The 18,024-nt window shown below is 68.4% G+C and carries 18 protein-coding genes and 2 tRNA genes; 5 read left to right on the top strand and 15 right to left on the bottom strand.

The genetic code is table 11. From position 1 onward, the window contains the following. Positions 1–83 precede the first annotated feature (83 nt). From FM111_RS14950 to FM111_RS14940, 3 genes are all read left to right on the top strand, one after another. Positions 84–545, top strand: coding sequence for a TIGR02300 family protein (locus tag FM111_RS14950; RefSeq protein WP_087141714.1), 462 nt, complete (start codon positions 84–86; stop codon positions 543–545). A gap of 131 nt (positions 546–676) precedes the next feature. Next, positions 677–752 (top strand) — tRNA-Ala (locus FM111_RS14945). Between the two features lie 92 nt (positions 753–844). Then, a tRNA-Ala gene (locus tag FM111_RS14940) sits at positions 845–920 on the top strand. Positions 921–983: 63 nt separating this feature from the next. Here FM111_RS14940 and FM111_RS14935 read toward each other — a convergent pair. Together FM111_RS14935 and trhO are read right to left on the bottom strand one after the other, a co-directional pair. Further along, on the bottom strand, positions 984–2,600 hold the full coding sequence (locus FM111_RS14935; protein WP_087141713.1) for an acyl-CoA dehydrogenase family protein: 1,617 nt from the start codon (positions 2,598–2,600) through the stop codon (positions 984–986). A gap of 267 nt (positions 2,601–2,867) precedes the next feature. Continuing rightward, positions 2,868–3,797 carry an oxygen-dependent tRNA uridine(34) hydroxylase TrhO gene (trhO, locus tag FM111_RS14930; protein WP_256968365.1) on the bottom strand — a complete coding sequence of 310 codons (930 nt, stop codon included), beginning with the start codon at positions 3,795–3,797 and terminating at the stop codon, positions 2,868–2,870. Positions 3,798–3,994: 197 nt separating this feature from the next. On the opposite strand from trhO, the gene FM111_RS14925 reads away from it, so the two are divergent. Continuing rightward, positions 3,995–5,686, top strand: coding sequence for an MFS transporter (locus tag FM111_RS14925; protein WP_179205126.1), 1,692 nt, complete (start codon positions 3,995–3,997; stop codon positions 5,684–5,686). A gap of 153 nt (positions 5,687–5,839) precedes the next feature. After that, the gene (locus FM111_RS14920; protein ID WP_373407982.1) at positions 5,840–7,117 is read left to right on the top strand and encodes a D-amino acid dehydrogenase; all 1,278 of its coding nucleotides are present in this window, start codon (positions 5,840–5,842) and stop codon (positions 7,115–7,117) included. 178 nt (positions 7,118–7,295) lie between these two features. On the opposite strand, the gene FM111_RS14915 is transcribed toward FM111_RS14920, so the two are convergent. Genes FM111_RS14915 through FM111_RS14855 form a run of 13 tightly spaced genes read right to left on the bottom strand, consistent with a single transcriptional unit; the run spans position 7,296 to position 17,770 of the window. Then, entirely contained in the window at positions 7,296–7,748 is a 453-nt protein-coding gene (locus FM111_RS14915) for a chemotaxis protein CheE (RefSeq protein ID WP_087141710.1), read from the bottom strand. Next, a complete protein-coding gene (locus FM111_RS14910) occupies positions 7,745–8,332 on the bottom strand; it encodes a response regulator (RefSeq protein WP_087141709.1) in 588 nt (195 codons plus the stop codon). The genes FM111_RS14915 and FM111_RS14910 overlap by 4 nt, the downstream gene beginning before the upstream one ends. 3 nt (positions 8,333–8,335) lie before the next feature. Then, entirely contained in the window at positions 8,336–8,710 is a 375-nt protein-coding gene (locus tag FM111_RS14905) for a hypothetical protein (RefSeq protein ID WP_087141708.1), read from the bottom strand. 1 nt (position 8,711) lies between these two features. Continuing rightward, complete coding sequence (locus FM111_RS14900; RefSeq protein ID WP_087141707.1) at positions 8,712–9,257, bottom strand: chemotaxis protein CheD; 546 nt, start codon at positions 9,255–9,257, stop codon at positions 8,712–8,714. Beyond that, positions 9,254–9,643: a response regulator gene (locus tag FM111_RS14895; protein WP_003166009.1), complete on the bottom strand. Its 390-nt coding sequence runs from the start codon at positions 9,641–9,643 to the stop codon at positions 9,254–9,256. The genes FM111_RS14900 and FM111_RS14895 overlap by 4 nt, the downstream gene beginning before the upstream one ends. Before the next feature lie 8 nt (positions 9,644–9,651). Next, a complete protein-coding gene (locus FM111_RS14890) occupies positions 9,652–10,689 on the bottom strand; it encodes a protein-glutamate methylesterase/protein-glutamine glutaminase (RefSeq protein ID WP_087141706.1) in 1,038 nt (345 codons plus the stop codon). Next, entirely contained in the window at positions 10,686–11,552 is an 867-nt protein-coding gene (locus tag FM111_RS14885) for a CheR family methyltransferase (protein ID WP_087141705.1), read from the bottom strand. Before FM111_RS14885 ends, FM111_RS14890 begins: the two co-directional genes overlap by 4 nt. Then, positions 11,549–12,031 carry a chemotaxis protein CheW gene (locus FM111_RS14880; RefSeq protein ID WP_087141704.1) on the bottom strand — a complete coding sequence of 161 codons (483 nt, stop codon included), beginning with the start codon at positions 12,029–12,031 and terminating at the stop codon, positions 11,549–11,551. Before FM111_RS14880 ends, FM111_RS14885 begins: the two co-directional genes overlap by 4 nt. A gap of 4 nt (positions 12,032–12,035) precedes the next feature. Next, entirely contained in the window at positions 12,036–14,354 is a 2,319-nt protein-coding gene (locus FM111_RS14875; RefSeq protein WP_087141703.1) for a chemotaxis protein CheA, read from the bottom strand. Between the two features lie 12 nt (positions 14,355–14,366). Continuing rightward, a complete protein-coding gene (locus FM111_RS14870) occupies positions 14,367–14,732 on the bottom strand; it encodes a response regulator (protein WP_040346123.1) in 366 nt (121 codons plus the stop codon). Beyond that, a complete protein-coding gene (locus FM111_RS14865) occupies positions 14,729–15,010 on the bottom strand; it encodes an STAS domain-containing protein (protein WP_087141702.1) in 282 nt (93 codons plus the stop codon). The genes FM111_RS14870 and FM111_RS14865 overlap by 4 nt, the downstream gene beginning before the upstream one ends. Then, a complete protein-coding gene (locus FM111_RS14860; protein WP_087141701.1) occupies positions 15,010–16,998 on the bottom strand; it encodes a methyl-accepting chemotaxis protein in 1,989 nt (662 codons plus the stop codon). The genes FM111_RS14865 and FM111_RS14860 overlap by 1 nt, the downstream gene beginning before the upstream one ends. A 49-nt stretch (positions 16,999–17,047) precedes the next feature. After that, positions 17,048–17,770: a TorF family putative porin gene (locus tag FM111_RS14855; RefSeq protein ID WP_087141700.1), complete on the bottom strand. Its 723-nt coding sequence runs from the start codon at positions 17,768–17,770 to the stop codon at positions 17,048–17,050. Between the last annotated feature and the right edge of the window lie 254 nt (positions 17,771–18,024).

The raw sequence follows: 18,024 nt of genomic DNA, 5'->3' as shown, positions 1-18,024 counted from the left end.
GGCTTTTGACAGCGGCCCCCGCCGGTGGCAAGGGAGCCGCCCGATTTCCAATTTTCCCTTAAACCCGCCGAAGGTCTAATCACGTGGCCAATCCCGAACTGGGCCAAAAGCAGGTCTGCCCGAACTGCCAGGCCAAATTCTACGATCTGAACCGTCGCCCGGCTCATTGCCCCAAGTGCGACACCGAGTTCGATCCGATGGAAGAAGCCGTCCGCAGCCGCCGCGTGCGTCGCGGCGCCGGCTACGCCGCTGACGAGGAGGCCGAAGATCAGGTCGCCGACAAGTCCGCCGACGCCGACGAGGACGAAGAGGACGCCGAAGGCTCCACCCCCGAAATCGATCAGGAAGGCCACGAGCCGATCCTGACGCCGGACGACGACGACGGCGAACCGGGTGCGGACGACGCCGGCATGGGTTCATCGGACGGCGACGACGATGACGACGTCCTGGACGACGACGACGATGATTCCGTGCCCTTCATCGAAGACGAAGACGACGATGACCTCGACGAAGAGCTGGCCAAGCCGTCGCGTGACGACGACTAAGGGTCAAGGTTCGGAAAAATAAGCGGAAAAAAATGTGTCAGACCCGCTTGATCTTCAAAACGGCCTGACCTAGTTTCCGCGCCTCGCCGGGGGGCGACATTCTCTCCCCGGCGGGACCGACCGAAAGGTTCGGGGCTTTAGCTCAGTTGGTAGAGCGCTTGCATGGCATGCAAGAGGTCAGCGGTTCGACTCCGCTAAGCTCCACCATCGAAGGCCTCGCGGAACGCCCGCGGGGCCTTCGTCCTTTCCAGACGCCTCGGTCTGATCCGGTCGACGACATGACCAAGCCGATACGGCCTGGGGCTTTAGCTCAGTTGGTAGAGCGCTTGCATGGCATGCAAGAGGTCAGCGGTTCGACTCCGCTAAGCTCCACCACCGAAGGCCTCGCGGAGCCCCCGCGAGGCCTTCGTCCTATCCGGCGCTCTTTTTTCTCGACGCTCAGGCAGGCATCGCCCGTTCCAGCACCGCCCGTTGATCCACCTGCGCCTCATAGGCCCCGTAGGCCATGCCGCGCGGGCGCAGACGAAGCGCGATGAAGGCCTCGGCCGAGGGGCTGTCCATCTCCAGCAAGGCCGCCGCCTGGGCCGCCAGCGCCAGACGTTCGACCGCAAGCCGCGCCCCCGCCTCGTTCGTCGCCACGTCCAACCCGGCGATGAAGCGGTCGTAATCGGCGGACTTCCCGGCCTGCGACGCCAGCCAGTCGCGCAGGGCCTCGACCGCATCCGGCTCGCGTCCCGCCGCGCGCAGCACGTCCAGCGCGATGACATTGCCCGAGCCTTCCCAGATGGCGTTCAGCGGCGACTGGCGGAACAGGCGCGGCATCGGCCCGGTCTCGACATATCCGGCGCCGCCCAGCGCCTCCATCGCCTCATAGACCATGCCCGGCGCGCGCTTACAGACCCAGTATTTGGCCACCGGCGTCAGCAGGCGGCCCACGGCGTCGTCGGCGTCGAAGGTCGCCGCCAGCCGCATCGACAGCGCCGTCGCCGCCTCGCTCTCGACCGCCAGATCAGCCAGGACGGCGGCCATCATCGGCTGGTCGATCAGCCGCTTCTGGAAGACGGTGCGGTGGGCGGCGTGCCACACCGCCTGCGCCAGCGCCCCGCGCATCTGCAGCGCCGAGCCGACCACACAGTCCAGCCGCGTGTGCTGGACCATGCGGATGATGGTGGCGACGCCCCGCCCCTCTTCACCCAGCCGCTGGGCCAGGGCGCCATGATACTCGACCTCGGACGAGGCGTTGGAACGGTCGCCCATCTTGTCCTTCAGCCGCATGACGCGGAAGCCCGCATTGCGCGTCCCGTCCGGCAGCCAACGCGGCAGGATGAAGCAGGTCAGCCCGCCCGGCGCATAGGCCAGCGTCAGGAAGGCGTCGCACATCGGCGCCGAACAGAACCACTTGTGCCCGGTCAGACTATACCAGCCGTCCTCGCCGACCGGCTCGGCGCGGGTGGTGTTGGCGCGCACGTCCGAGGCGCCCTGCTTCTCGGTCATGGCCATGCCCAGCGTCACGCCCGCCTTGTCCTCCGCCGGGCGCACGGCCGGGTCGTAGCGGCCGGACAGCACGCCCCTGATCCACGGCTCGCCCGCCGCCGGATCGGCCTGAAGCGCTGCGACCGAGGCGTAGGTCATGGTCATGGGGCAACTGGTCCCCGAGTCCGCCTGTCCCGTCAGAAACAGGATCGCAGCATGAAGCAGGTGTCCGTTCGGCGTCCCGCCCCAGGCGCCGGCGGCGAAGCCTGCGCCCAGCCCCAGATCCATCAGTTGATGATAGGCGGGATGAAACGTCACCTCGTCGATACGCCGGCCATAGCGGTCGTGGGTGTCCAGCACCGGCGTCACCCGATTGGCCTGAACGCCCCAATCGATCACCTCGGCCGAGCCGCAGCGACGGCCCAGATCGGTCAGTCGCTCGACATGCCCCGCCCCGCCCCAATGGCGTACGGCGTCATGCAGGGCCTTGTCGCCGGCGAACAGGTCGACGTCCTCCAGCGGCGGAACCTGATTGACCACCTCATGGGTGTCGAGACGCTCGACGGGACGAAAGGCGGACATGGGCGAGCCTCCTGACTGAAGCGAGGCCGGGAGGATGACATGGGCAGGCGCCGCCCGCGACCCTATCCAACTGGTCCGTCGCCACATACGCCCCCCCCACCGCCACACATGCCGTCATCCTCGGGCTTGACCCGAGGATCCAGACCCGCGCCGGTTAGCCGATGTGGGATCGATCAATGCGCGCCACGATACGACGACAGCTTGAGGCAAGGCTGGATCCTCGGGTCAAGCCCGAGGATGACGGCGGAGAAGAGAGAGAAGCGCCTCTTAACCCTTCTGCGTCGCCCCCACATGCGCCACACCCCTGGTTCGGGCGATCTCCATCTGCTTCTGCCGCTCAGCGTAACCCTCGCGCTGGGCCGTATCGCGGTCGTCCCAGCAGCGGTCGCAGGACACGCCCTCGACATAGCGGGGCGAGCGACGCCCCTCGGGGCTGACCGGCATGCGGCAGGCCCGGCACAGGCTATGGTCGCCCTCGATCAGGCCGTGCCCCACGGCCACCCGCTCATCGAAGACGAAGCATTCGCCGCGCCACAGGCTTTCCGGCTCCGGCACCGTCTCCAGATATTTCAGAATGCCGCCCTCAAGGTGATGCACGTCGCGCACCCCCTCGGCCTTCAGAAAGGCGGTGGCCTTTTCGCAGCGGATGCCGCCGGTGCAGTACATGGCGACCTTGGGCGGCGTCGGACGGTCCAGCAGGGCGCGGCCCTCGGTCCTGAACCAGTCGGCGAACTCGCGGAAGGTGCGGGTGTTGGGCTGGATCGCGCCCGCAAACGCGCCGATCTCGCCCTCATAGTCGTTGCGGGTGTCGATGATGACGGTGTCCGGATCGGCGATCAGGGCGTTCCAGTCCTGAGCCGAGACATAGGTCCCCACGCCCTCGACCGGGTCGATATCGGGCTGGCCCATGGTGACGATCTCGGCCTTCACCCGCACCTTCATGCGGTGAAAGGGCATGGCCTGCGCCGTCGAATACTTCAGCTCCAGCCGCTCAAAGCCCGGCAAGGCGCGCACGCCGTCGATCACGCGGGCGACGGCGCCCTCAGGCCCGGCGATGGTGCCGTTGATCCCCTCATGCGCCACCAGAAGCGTGCCGCGCACCTCGGTCCCGCACAGATCCAGCAGATGCAGGCGCAGCGCCGCCGGATCGGCCACAGGCGCGAAACGATACAGGGCGGCGACGGTGAAGGGGGCCAAGGGCGACATCGGGGGAACGGCTGGGACGGTCACGGCCTTCCTATAGCGTCCCGACGCCGCCCCCGCGACGCCAATAATCCGGAACTCAGAGTGACCGCTTCGCGTCTTGCTTCCCCCGCCGAAGCCGTGTGGACTGCCCGCATGGTCGTCGTCGGTTCCCGCCTGTTCCGTATCGTCCATGCGAGGGGCCGCCCCGCATGAGTTCGACCGCCGACGCCTCTCCTTCCAATCCGCCGTCCGTCCCGCCGGAGCGCCCCTCGGCTCTGGCGCCGCTGCGGCACCCGATCTTCCGGGCGGTGTGGATCACCAGCCTGGTCACCAACTTCGGCGGCCTGATCCAGTCGGTCGGCGCCGCGTGGATGATGACCTCCATCGCCTCGGCGCAGATGGTCGCCCTGGTGCAAGCCTCCGTCACCCTGCCGATCATGCTGCTGTCGCTGGCGGCCGGGGCGCTGGCCGACACGGTGGACCGGCGCAAGATCATGCTGGCGGCCCAGACCTTCATGCTGCTGGTTTCGGCCGGTCTGGCGGCCATGACCTGGATGGGGTGGATCACGCCGTGGGTGCTGCTGACCTTCACCTTCCTGATCGGCTGCGGCACGGCCTTCAACGGCCCGGCGTGGCAGGCGTCGGTCGGCGACATGGTCCCGCGCGAGGATCTGGCCGGCGCCGTGACCCTGAACTCCATGGGCTTCAACATGGCCCGCAGCGTCGGCCCGGCCATCGGCGGTCTGATCGTGGCGGCGGCGGGCGCGGCGGCGGCCTTCGCCGTCAACGCCTTCAGCTACGTCGGCCTGCTGGTCGTGCTGTTCCGCTGGAAGCCCGAACGGCCCGCGCAGACCCTGCCGCGCGAAGGCCTGCTGGCGGCCATGGCGGGCGGCGTGCGTTACGCCTTCCTGTCGCCGCGCGTGACGGCGGTGCTGCTGCGCGCCCTGGTGTTCGGCATCGGCGCCAGCGCGGTCCAGGCCCTGATGCCCGTCGTCGCGCGCGAGGGCGGCGGCGGCCCGCTGATCTTCGGCCTGCTGCTCGGCGCCTTCGGGGTCGGGGCGGTCGGCGGCGCCCTGTTCGTCGGGCGGCTGCGCGCCAGATACGAGACCGAGACCATCGTCCGTGTCGCCGCCCTGGTCTTTGCCGCGGCCGCCCTGGGCCTGGCCTACATCCCCTGGCTGGCCGTCACCCTGCCGGCGCTGATGCTGGCGGGCGCGGGCTGGGTGCTGGTGCTGTCCAGCTTCAACGTCACGGTGCAGATGTCGGTGCCGCGCTGGGTCGTGGCGCGGGCGCTGGCGCTGTATCAGATGGCGGCCTTTGGCGGCATGGCGGGCGGCAGCTGGCTGTGGGGCAGCCTGGCCCAGACCTATGGCGTCGACGTCGCCCTGGGGATCTCGGCGGGCGTGCTGGTGCTGTGCGTGCTGATCGGCCTGAAAGTGCCCCTGCCCTCGACCGCCAATCTGAACATGGACCTGCTGCGTCGCTGGACCGAGCCGCAGACCGCCCTGGCCATCGAGCCGCGCAGCGGCCCCGTGGTCGTCACCATCGCCTATCGCATCCGCGAGGAGGACATCGACGCCTTCCTGGCCCTGATGGACGAGCGGCGCCGCATCCGCCGCCGCGACGGCGCGCGCCAGTGGCACCTGATGCGCGACCTGGCCGAGCCCCAAGTCTGGGTCGAGAAATACCAGACGCCGACCTGGCTGGACTACATCCGCCACAACCAGCGGATCACCCACGCCGACGCCTCGATCAACGAGGGCATCCGCGCTCTGCACCAGGGACCGGACAAGCCGGTCGTCCACCGCATGATCGAGCGCACCACCGCGCCTCTGGCCGCCAATCTGCACGGCGATCGCCACTACGGCGAGCCGCTGACCGACCCGACCCGGTCGTCGTAGAGCAAGCTTGTCGCGCCTGACCGATATAACGAGCAAATAATCAACCGTGATCGGCCGAACACAGGCAGTCCTTATCAACCCTGTCGATATTGCGGCGCACACAAACTGCGACTTGCGCGACGGGCGCAAAATCTGGTCTAGGGAGCCACGCGTCTGGTTCGCGTAAGGTCAAGACCCATGAAGATCGCAATCCTCGGCGCCGGCGTCATCGGCGTGACCACCGCCCACTACCTGGCCCGCCAGGGTCATGAGGTGACCGTCATCGACCGCCAGAGCGGCCCGGCGCTGGAGACCAGCTTCGCCAACGCCGGCGAGATCTCGCCCGGCTATTCCTCGCCCTGGGCCGCGCCCGGCATTCCGGCCAAGGCGGTGAAGTGGCTGTTCATGCGCCACGCCCCGCTGATCCTGCACCCCCAGATCAACGCCCCGACCGTGCGCTGGCTGCTGGCCCTGCTGCGGAACTGCACGTCGAGCCGCTATGCGCTGAACAAGGCGCGCATGGTGCGCCTGGCGGACTACAGCCAGGTGGTGCAGACCGCCCTGAACGAAGAACTGGGCCTTGAGTACGACCACCGCACCCAGGGCACGCTGCAACTGTTCCGCACGCAAAAGCAGTTGGACGGCATCTACAAGGACACCGAAGTCCTGCGCGAAGGCGGCGTCCCGTTCGAGGTGCTGGACCAGGACGGCTGCATCCGCGCCGAGCCGGGCCTGAAGGCCACCCGCGACCTGTTCGTCGGCGGCCTGCGCCTGCCGCGCGACGAGACCGGCGATTGCTTCAAATTCACCAACGCCCTGGCCGATCATGCGACAGCGCAGGGCGTGACCTTCCAGTACGGCACGACCATTCAGGGCCTGATCGCCGAAAGCGGCCGCATCACCGGCGTGAAGACCGACAAGGGCGTGGTCACGGCCGACGCCTATGTGCTGGCGCTGGGTTCGTACTCGCCGCAGATGGTCAAGCCGCTGGGCATGACCCTGCCGGTCTATCCGGTGAAGGGCTATTCGATCACCGCCCCGATCATCGACGAGCCCGCCGCCCCCGTCTCGACCATCATGGACGAGAGCTACAAGGTCGCGATCACCCGCCTGGGCGACCGCATCCGCGTCGGCGGCATGGCGGAAATCTCGGGCTACAACAACGTCCTGCCGGAACAGCGCCGCAACACGCTGGAGCATTCGGTCGGCTCGCTGTTCCCCGGCGCGGGCGATCTGAAGGCAGCCAGCTACTGGTCCGGCCTGCGCCCGATGACGCCGGACGGCACCCCGGTCATCGGCAAGACCAAGCTGGACAACCTGTTCCTGAACACCGGCCACGGGACGCTGGGCTGGACCATGGCCTGCGGCTCGGCCCGCGTCATCGCCGACCTGATCAGCGGCCAGACCCCCGACATCGAAACCGCCGACCTGGGCATCGCCCGCTACGGCTGACGGCTTCCTTCTCCCCTTGAGGGAGAAGGTGGGCGCCAGAGGCGCTCGGATGAGGGGTGTCAGCGCCTCAGTATCCGAACACGGCGCCCCCTTGGGTCATTGATTTTCAGGCGTCGCATCGACACCCCTCATCCGTCTCGCTCCGCGAGCCACCTTCTCCCTCAAGGGGAGAAGGGATTCAGGCGCGCGTCTTCGCCGCGACGGCTTTCAGCCCGGCCAGCAGATGGTCCGTGGCCGCGTTGCGTTCGCAGCCGGCCTTGAGGATCAGCCGCAGAGCCTGAACGTGCACCTGAACCGGCGGCCAGTCCCAGGCGTCGGCCGCCGCCATGCGGTCCGACACGTCGGCGAGGCTGTAGGCTGCGTCAAACAGCGGTCCGGTGTCGAAGAAACCCGCCAGATCCAGAATGCGCGACGCCAGCCGATAGACCTCGGCGGCCGACGCCTCCGACCGTGCGGCGCACAGCCCTTCCAGCCCCGCGACGGCGGCTTCGATCTCAGCCATGACCTCGGTCTTGTGACGGCCTAAACGCTCATTGGCGCGGCGTTCGACATCCGCCAGCGTCCGCCCGCCCGGCTGAGCCATCTGCTGCGCCAGAGACGTCCGGATCTTCTGCGTCCGGACCTCGCTCACAGCGACACCCTCTGCGGTTTCAACAGCATGTCGATGTCGGCCTGATCCATGTTTTCCTCAACCGCGTGACCGACATGGGCCGACAGATCGCCCTTGCGGCGCCCGGTCATGCCGACCGGCGGGCCGAAGTTGCGCACGCGCCGATCGGGGCCGACGTAGGTCTCGCACTCGACGAACTCGCGCTCGTCGCCCGCCAGCCACAGGATGCGTTTCAGCAGCACGGCAGGCGTCAGGGGCTTGGCGACCACGAAGCTGACGCCGCAGTCGCGCCCCTCCTGCACCTTGGCCTGAGAGGCGTGGCCGGTCACCAGGATGACGGGGGTGTAGCGCAGGGGCGCGGGCGTCTCGCGCCGCAGCCAGCGGGTGAAGGCGTAGCCGTCCATCTCCGGATCGCCGCAGTCGATAACGACCAGATCGACCGGGCGCTGCTGCAGGATCTTCACCGCCTCGACGGCCGAGGGGCATTTGATCTGCTCCTTGACGCCGAAGCCCTGGAAGATCGAGCCCAGCATGTCGAGCGCCTGCGGCGCATCATCCACCAGCAGGACCGTCGATTGCTCCAGATTGATGCGGTCGTCGGCCATGGTTCAGAATAGATGCAGCACGCCCGCCGCCGCGGCGGGCTCGGTGTCGTCCGCGTCGGCGGCGTGCGTCGCGCCAGGCCGGGCGCGGTGGGCCGTCTCCTGCATCCGCTCCGCCATCTCAGCCAGGGGCAGAGCCGCCAGGGCGGTGTCCATCGGCTGATCGTCGGCCACGGCCTGGGCCAAGCCTGACAGGGCCTCGATGCGCTGGGACAGGACGTCGAAGCTCTGGCTGCGCGTCAGATAGCCCAGCCGCGCCTCGGCCGGCAGTTGGCGCAGGACCTCCGACACCAGGCCGCCCGCCGCCTCGATCTCGACGCGGATGTCCGCCAGTTCCGCCGCCACGGCGGCCAACAGGTCGCGGTTGTCGTTCTCGCCCATGTCAGAAGAGCTCCAGATCGCCGGTCGCGACGGACGGCGGCGGCGGCGTCGCGGGCGGCAGGGTCGCGCCGTCCGTCACCACGCGCTGACGCGCCCGACCGCTGACCGGCCAATAGTGAATACGGCGCCCGCCCGCGCCTCTCAGACTACGGCTGACGACGGGAATCCCTTCGTCGGCCAGGAATTTTTCGGCGAAATCGGCGTTGGCGGCGCCCACGTCGCTGAGACTGTCGAACATGCGGCCGCCGCCGAACAGCTTGGCCTCCAGCCGCTCACGCCGACCGCCCGCCTTCAGCACGTCGTTGATGAGGACTTCCATCGCATAGGCGCCGTAGCGGCGGCTGGCGTCCGTTCCCGAACCCGAACCCTCGGGCAGCAGGAAGTGGTTCATGCCGCCCACCCCGGCCGCCGGATCGCGCAGGCACAGGGCCACGCAGCTGCCCAGAACCGTCGTCAGCACGACGTCGGGATCGGACGACACATGATGATCGCCCTGCCCCACGTGCACGCGCCGCTCGACCGGCTGCTGAGCGGCCGCGCCGATCACGTCAGCGTGCCGAAGACCGCTTCCAGCTTTTCTTTCAGCTGGGCGGTGGTGAAGGGTTTGACCAGGTAGTTGTTCACGCCGAACTGCACGGCGCGCTGGACCAGCTCGCGGTCGGCCCGGCCGGTCAGCATGATGAAGGCCGTCTTGGAGATCGGCGGGTGCGCCCGGATGGCCCGCAGCAGGCTGAGGCCGTCCAGGTTCGGCATGTTGAAGTCCGAGATCACCAGGTGAACCGGCTGCACCAGCAGGGAGCGCAGGGCCGCCTCGCCGTCGGGGGCCTCCTCAATGTCGCGCACCCCGATCTGCTGCAGACTGGCGCGAACAAGCGAGCGCATCGTCAGCTGATCATCAACGACAAGAGTGCGAATGGCGGAAGCGGCGGGCATGAACGTCCTTACGCGACAGACTGAGGCGCGGCCGTTCGGGCGGCGCAGGATTCGAGAATGGCCGGGGCCATGCGGGACAGGGGCAGCTGACGCTCGACAGCGCCCAGCTCGAAGGCGGCGCGCGGCATGCCGTAGACGACGCAGGACGCCTCGTCCTGGCCCAGGGTGCGGGCGCCGGCCTGGCGCATGGTCAGCAGGCCCTTGGCCCCGTCCTTGCCCATGCCGGTCAGGATGACGCCCGTCATCGGGCGGCCCAGTTGGGCGACCGAGCCGAACAGCACGTCGACCGAGGGGCGGTGGCCGTTGACCGGATCGGCGGCGACCAGGCGGCAGCGCCCGCCCGAGGCGACCAGGTGAGCCTCGCCGCCAGGGGCGATATAGACATGGCCCGGCTTCAACGGCGCGCCGTCCTCGGCCTCGCTGACCGTGGCGGCCGAGACCTTGTTCAGGCGGGCGGCGAAGCTCTTGGTGAAGCTGGCGGGCATGTGCTGGGTGACCAACGTCGCCGGACAGTCTGCCGGGAAGGCCGACAGTATGGTCAGCAAGGCCTCGACCCCGCCGGTGGACGAGCCGATCGCCAGCACATGGTTGGGGTCGGCGTGATAGACGCCCTCGTGCCCCCGGACGGCGCGATCTTCCAGCGGGCGAACACGAGACCGCGCGGCGACCTTCACCTTCTCGGCCAGGTCGCCGAAGGCTTCCTGGGCCGGAACGCCCGGCGCGGGCTTGGCCACGGCGTCGACCGCCCCGACCTCCAGCGCCGCCAGGGTCACGTCAGTCCCCGCCTGGGTCAGGGTCGAGACCATGACCACCGGCATGGGCCGCAACCGCATGATCTTCTCCAGGAACTCCAGCCCGTTCATATTGGGCATCTCGACGTCCAGGGTGATGACGTCGGGGTTCAGCTCCTTGATCTTCATGCGCGCCTCCAGCGGATCGGCGGCCGTGCCGACCACATTGATCTCGGGATCGCGGCGCAGGACGGCGCTGATCAGGCTGCGCATGGTGGCGCTGTCGTCCACCACCAGGACCGAGACCGCGCTCATGCTCCCGCCCCCTTGACGTAGGTGGTCAGGCCCGCGGGCTGCAGCAGGTGGGCCGCCGGGCCCGTCACCCGCTCAGAATGGCCGATGTAGAGGACGCCGCCGGGGTTCAGGATCGGCGTGAACCGGCCCCAAACCCGCTCCTGGGTCGCGTCGTCGAAATAGATGACCACGTTGCGGCAGAAGATGACGTCGAAGCGGCCGCGCATCGGCCAGTCGCCGATCAGGTTCAGCTCCTTGAACGTCACCAGACGCCGCAGCGTCGCATCGGCGCTGAACCGGCCGGGCGCGCCTGCGACCGGCGCGAAATGCTTGCGCGACGCGGCCGGGACCGGGGCCAGAAGATCGTCGGAATAGACGCCCGCCGCGCCCTCGGCGACCATGTTCGGGTCGATGTCGGTGGCCAGAATGCGCACGTCCAGTTCCGCCGCTTCCGGCAGGGCGTCCAGCACCGTCATCGCCATGGAATACGGCTCCTGCCCGTTCGAACAGGCGGCGGACCACAGGCGCACGCGCCCGCCCGCCCGCGCCTTGGCCGCCAGCTCCGGCATCACCTTGTCGCGCAGGTGATCGAAGTGGTGCGGCTCGCGGTAGAAGCGGGTGACGTTGGTGGTCAGGGCCGCCATCATCGCCTGGCGCTCGTCCACGCCCTCTGCGCCGTCGATCAGGGCGCAGTAGTCGCGGAAGCTGCGCAGTCCCAGCACGCGCAGCCGCTTGGCCAGGCGAGAATAGACCAGCGCCGCCTTGCCTTCGCTGAGGGCGATGCCTGCATGAGCGTGCAGGGTCTGGGCGATGTGGCGGAAATCCTCGGCCGTGAAGACGAACTCGCCTTCGACCAGAGCCTCCCGCCCGGCGACGGTCGTCATGCCGCTGCAGCCTCGCTTTCCGGCAGGACGTGGTCCAGGTCGATCAGGCTGATCATGCGGCCGCCCTCGACGGCGAAGATGCCCTTCACGAAGGACTTCACCTGGTCGCTGGCCACGTCCGGCGTCGGCTGGATGGCCGCGTCCGACAATTGCACGATGTCCGACACCGCATCGACCAGCAGGCCGACCAGGCGCGAACCCACATGGGCCACCATGATGACGTGGCGCTCGGTCGGTTCGTTCGTGACCAGGCCGAAGCGGGCGCCCAGGTCGATGATCGGCAGCACCACGCCGCGCAGGTTGATCACGCCCTTCATATAGGCGGGCGAGCGCGGCAGGGGCGTGGCCGGCGTCCAGCCGCGGATCTCGCGCACGCTCATGATGTCGACGCAGAATTCCTGCTCGCCGATACGGAAGGCGATCAGTTCGCGGTCGGTCCCGGCGACGTTCGGGGTCAGGGTCTGTTCAATCGGGGTCATGGTCTCAGCTCGCCATTTGCAGGTCGGAACGCGACGGGGTTCGGGAACGCTTGGCGGTCACAAGGGCGTCGATGTCGAGGATCAGGGCCACGCAGCCGTCGCCCAGAATGGTGGCGGCGGCCACGCCCTCGACGTGGCGGTAGTGGGTTTCCAGGCTCTTGATGACGACCTGGCGTTGGCCGTGGATGGCGTCGACCAACAGGGCCGCGCGCTGGCGGCTCTCAGTCTCGACGATCATCACCACCCCGCCCTTCAGCTCGGTCGGGGCGTCGCGGAAGCCCATCACCAGACCGACATCCACCAAGGGCACGAAGGCCTCGCGGAAACGCAGCACGGGATCAACGCCGCCGACATAGTGGATGTCAGCTTCGTTCGGGGTCAGGCTCTCGACGATGGCGGCGAGCGGCGCGACCAGGGTCTGTTCGGCGGCGCCGACCACCATGCCGTCCAGCACCGCCAGCGTCAGCGGCAGGCTGAGGGTGAAGGTCGAGCCCTTGCCCGGAATCGAGCTGATGGAGATGCGCCCTCCCAGCGACTGGATCGAGCGGCGCACCACGTCCATGCCGACGCCACGGCCCGACAGGTCCGACACCTCGGTCGCGGTCGAGAAGCCCGGCAGGAAGATCAGGTTGTCGATCTCGTCGTCCGACAGCACTGCATCCTCGGCGATCAGGCCGCGCTCGACGGCGATGCCCTTCACGCGCGGACGGTTGATGCCCTTGCCGTCGTCCGAGATCTCGATGACGATCCGACCCGAGCGGTGCAGGGCCGCCAGGCGCACCGCGCCTTCGGCCGGCTTGCCCGCCGCCAGACGCTCCTCGGGGCTTTCCAGCCCGTGGTCGATGGCGTTGCGCAGCATGTGGGTGATCGGCTCGGCCAGACGTTCGACCACGGTCTTGTCGACCTCGGTGTCCTCGCCGGACGTGACCAGCTTCACCTTCTTGCCGGTGGCCTCGGCCGCCTCGCGCACCAGGCGCGGCATCCGCTGGAACACCGACTTCACCGGCTGGGCGCGGATGGCCATGACGCTGTCCTGAATCTCGCGCGTCAGCAGTTCGAGGTCTTCCAGACCCAGGCCGATGTCGGACGAGCGGGCCAGGCCGCTTTCAGTCACGCGCTGGGCCAGCATGGCCTGCTGGATGACCAGTTCGCCGACCGCATTGATCAGCCTATCCACCCGCTCCAGATCGACGCGGATGGTCACGGGCGCCGCAGCAGCCGGGGCCGCCGCCTGCGCAGGAGCCGGAGCGGCCGACGCAGGCTTGGCCGCAACCGGCGGCGGCGCGACGGGTGCAACCGTCGGAGCGATCACAGGCGCGGCGGCGACAGGCCCGACAGCGACAGGCGCAAGCGCTTCCGTCGGCGCGGCGCCGACCGAGGCCAGCAGGGCGGCGATGTCCAGTTCCGACGACGCGGCGCGGGCCAGGGCCGAAGCGTCGCTGTCATCCTCGTCGGCCATGACGGCGGGCGCGGCCTCGCCCGAGGCCGCATCGCCCAATGGCGTGACGCTCAGGTCGCAATCCATCTCCACGAAGTCGAAGACCTCGCGCACTTCGGCCTCGCTGACGTCGGCGTCCAGTTCGATGGTCCAGATCAGGTGGCTGTCGGTCGGCTCCAACGCGTCCAGCAGCGGCAGGCCGCTGTCGTCCATCTGCACCCGCGTCGGGCCCAGGCGGCCCAGTTCGCGCAGCAGCAGGCCCGTCTCATTGGCGCTGGCGTAGAGGCGCGGATGCGGACGGAAGACGACCTTCCAGCCGCTCGAAACGGCCGAGGCCGCCAGATCGGGCAGCGGCGCCAGCTCAGCCAGCGGCGCCAGGGCGGCCAGATCCGGCAAGCCCGCCGGGGCGTCGAACGCGCCCATATCCATGGCGACGGGCGTGAAGCCGAAGTCGTCCTCTTCCGGCTCTACCGCCGCGACCGGCGCGGCGCCGCCATAAGTCAGGGCTTCCAGTTCAGCGACCAGGCCCGCCGAGCGCACGGGATCGACAGGCGCGCCCGCGCCGCGCGCGGCGGCGACGTGGTCGGCCAGCACGTCCGCGGCGCGCAGCAGGGTCTTCACGGTCGGCTCGTCGCACGGTTTGCGGCCCGAGCGCAGCTCGTCCATCAGCGTCTCGAAGACGTGGGCGAACCGCACAAGGTCTTCCAGCCCGAAGGCCCCCGCCCCGCCCTTCACCGAGTGGACGGCGCGGAACACGGCGTTGATGACCTCGATATCCGTCGACCCGGACTCCAGCGTCAGAAGATTGCCTTCCAGATCGGCGAGCAGTTCCTCGCATTCCTGGAAGAAGGTCGCCTTGATCGCCTCGAACGGATCGTCGCTCATCGTCTCAGATCCTCAGGCCGCCACACGGCGCACGGCGTCGACCAGACGCACGGGGTCGAACGGCTTGACGATCCAGCCGGTGGCCCCGGCCTCGCGGGCGCGCTGCTTCTTGGCGGCGTCGCTCTCGGTCGTCAGGACCAGAACGGGCACGGCGCTGAACGCTGGGTCCGCCCGCATCCCCTCAATGAAGCCGAAACCGTCCATGCGCGGCATGTTGATGTCGGTGATGACGATGTCCGGGTTTTCGGCCTGAAGCACCTCCAGCCCGTGGACGCCGTCCTCGGCCTGAACCACGCGATAGCCCGCGTCTTTGAGCGCCAGCATCAGCATGTCGCGCATGGTGCGCGAGTCATCGACGGTCAGAACGGTCTTGGTCATTGCAGGGCGTCCTGTGCGGAAAGCTCGGAGGGCGAAGCGCCGAAGGCGCTCCATTGGGTCGTCAGCGCCTCGGACGCATTGACGAAGGTCAAAGCCTGGCCGTCGGCGCGCCAGGTGCGGATCGCCGACAACAGCAACTGAAGGCACAGCCCGCCCAACCGCTCGACGGCTGAGCCGTCCAGCGTCAGGGCCTGACCGCGCGCCGCCAGCAGTTCGCCCTTCAGCGGCTCGGCCGCACGCAGGTCCAGAACCGGGGCCAGAACGACCGTGGCCGTCATCAGAACTCCTCCCAGCCGTCTTCGATGGCTTCAGGCTTCAGGGCGGCGCCGCCGCGTCCCATGGTCTTCAGGGCGGCGACCGTTTCGGACACCAGCTGAGGCGTGCGAACCGGCGCAGCTTCGGCGGCGGCCGGCGCGGACTTGGGCTCAACCCGACGGGGCTCAACCGGACGGGGCGCAGCGACCGGACGCGACGGCGCCGCCTGGATCACCTTGAAGTGCGCCACCGAGGCGGCCAGCACGTCGGCTTCCTGAGTCAGGGAGTGGCTGGCGGCGGTCGATTCCTCGACCATGGCGGCATTCTGTTGGGTGACCTGATCCATCTGGTTCACGGCCGCATTGACCTGTTGCAGGCCGGTCGCCTGCTCCTGGGCCGAGGCCGAGATTTCCGACATCAGACCATCGATCTCGGCCACCCCGGCGACGATGCGGCCCAGCGCCTCGCCGGTCTGGCCGACCAGGGCCACGCCCTGCTCCACCTGACGGCCGGACGCCGTGATCAGAGCCTTGATCTCCTTGGCCGCGCCGGCCGAGCGCTGGGCCAGGGCCCGCACTTCCGAAGCCACCACGGCGAAACCGCGGCCGGCGTCGCCCGCGCGCGCCGCCTCAACGCCCGCGTTCAGCGCCAGCAAATTGGTCTGGAAGGCGATCTCGTCGATCACGCCGATGATGGCGCCGATCTGGTCGGACGACTGCTCGATGGCGGTCATGGCGGCGACGGCGTCGCTGACCACCGCGCCCGAGGCTTCCGCCTCGCCGCGCGCCTGCTGCACCACGCCGGCGGCCTGGCGGGCGCCGTCGGCGGTGCGGTTCACCGTGGCCGTGATCTGGTCCAGGGCGGCGGCGGTCTCTTCCAGGCTGGCGGCCTGCTGTTCGGTGCGGCGCGACAAGTCGTCGGAGGCCTGGCTGATCTCGCCCGAGCCGGAGCGGATGGCCGCGACATTGGCCGTCACGGCGGCGATGGCCTTCTCCAGCTGGGCGATGGCGGCGTTGAAGTCGGTCTTCAGCTGCGCCGCCTTGGGTGCGAAGGCGACATCGATGCGATGGGTCAGGTCGCCGTTGGCCATGGCCTCCAGACCCTGAGCCAGGGCGGTGATGGCCACCTTGTCATCTTCAGCCTCGCGGGCCTTCTCCGCCTCGACGCGCGCGCGCTCGTCCTCGGCCGCCTGACGCTGGGCGACGGCTTCGGCCTCCAGACGATCCTTAGCGATGGCCGCATCCTTGAAGGTCTGGACGGCGGCGGCCATCTGGCCGACCTCGTCCTTGCGGCCGGCGGCCGGCACGGCCACCGAGGTGTCGCCCGACGCCAGACGACGCATGGCCGCCGTCATCGCCGTCAGCGGCTTGGCCAGGATATTGGTCAGCATCACGGCCATGCCGCCCGCCAGCGCCAGCGCCAGCACCAGGCCGCCGATCAACACCAGGCGGGCCGTCCTGGCGACCGACACCTGGGTCTCGCCATAGATACGGCTTTCCTGGACCTTCTTCTCGATCAGGCCGTTCAGGGCGCTTTCGGCCGGGTCGATGAATTTGTCGGCCTCGCCGTTGCGGCCGACCATGGCGATGGCCTGCATCCAGCCGGCCTGATCCACGACCAGGGCCTGGCCGCGCTGGACCACCTGCTTGTTCCACTCATCCGCAGCGGTTCGAGCCGCGCGCACCTGCGCAGCGCTGGCGCGGTCCAGTTGCGTCACGCGGTCCAGGCTCTTGTTGAAGCTCTGGCGGTGCTCTTCCAGCCGCGTCAGATAGTAGGGGTCGCGCGACACCAGGAAGCCGCGATAGCTGGCCTCCTGCCGCGCCAGATAGAACTGCGCCGCCTCGGCCTCGCGCTGGACAACGCCCGCGCGTGATCGATCCGCCCGCGCCGCATCCAGGGCGTTGATCTGCAAAAACACCGTCAGCCCCATGGCGACGATGGCCAGGATGACGACCGCAAAGGCCGCCATCAGTTTCTTTTCGATCTTAAGGTCGCTCAGCATGGCGTCCATCTAACTCACCCCCCGTGAAGATTCTCTTGAGAGCCGAACCGGCTTTCGATCAGAAGTTGAAGCTCAGCGCCCCCACCAGGCGCCCGTCGTAGTTGTCGCCAAGCTCGTGGCTGTCGGTGTCGTACCAGCGCGCGTCGACGGCCCATCGCTCGTTCAGGTTGTGCTTCACGCCCAGATTCCAGGCGTTGTAGTCGGCCCCGCCGTCCGCCGAGCGCACGCCGAAGGCCGCCGACGCCTTGGTGCGCGGCCCCAGGGCCGTCGACGCCTGCGCCTCGATCCACCAGGCCTCCTTGGTCGCGGCGAAGCCGTCCGGCGTGTAGTTGACCCGCAATCGCGCGGAGACGCGCCCGAACTTTCGGGCGGCGTCGGCCTGATATTCCCAATAGTTGGCGTCGACGCCCGACCGCGTGCCGGGCAGGTCGCGGTTCACCAGCGACAGATCAAAGGCGACGCCTGCAGCCTTGGGCCGCCAGCCCAAGGCCGTCACGATCTCGGCGTCGGAACCCTGTGACAGCTTGGCTGTCGAGGCGAAGACGCTGCCGTAAAAGTCGCCGTACGACGCTTCCAGGCTGGCGTTCAGGCTGGGATCGCCGGCGCTCTTGCCCAGGCCCTTGCCGACGTATTCGCTGGCGACGCCCAACTGACCGCCGATGGACTGGGCCGCCGCAGGCGCCGCAAACACCGCTGACAGAACAATAATCAAGCCGCCCGTGAGCGGGTTACGGAGCGCACGAACGCCCTTCTGGCGTCGAGCGATAACTTGGAAGGACATTCAGACCTCTTTGAGACTGATCCCCTTCTGCGTGGAACAACGGTAGGCAATCGTAAATTCGTCCGTACGTAGAAATCCGCAATTCACGACGCCCGCACTCGTCGCACAGGTTTCTTCTGGCGGAACGTCGTCATAATTATTAATGCGACAGTAACCATGACGCCGAAGATCATACATATCAACGTTACGACAGAAATGTCCGTTTTTTCAGCTTACAAAGAACTGCAAGCGATAATTGCATGTTAGGCGAGACC

Source organism: Brevundimonas diminuta 3F5N, from assembly GCF_900163625.1.
Lineage (GTDB): Bacteria > Pseudomonadota > Alphaproteobacteria > Caulobacterales > Caulobacteraceae > Brevundimonas > Brevundimonas diminuta_A.
This window is presented reverse-complemented; position numbering and strand designations above follow the sequence as displayed.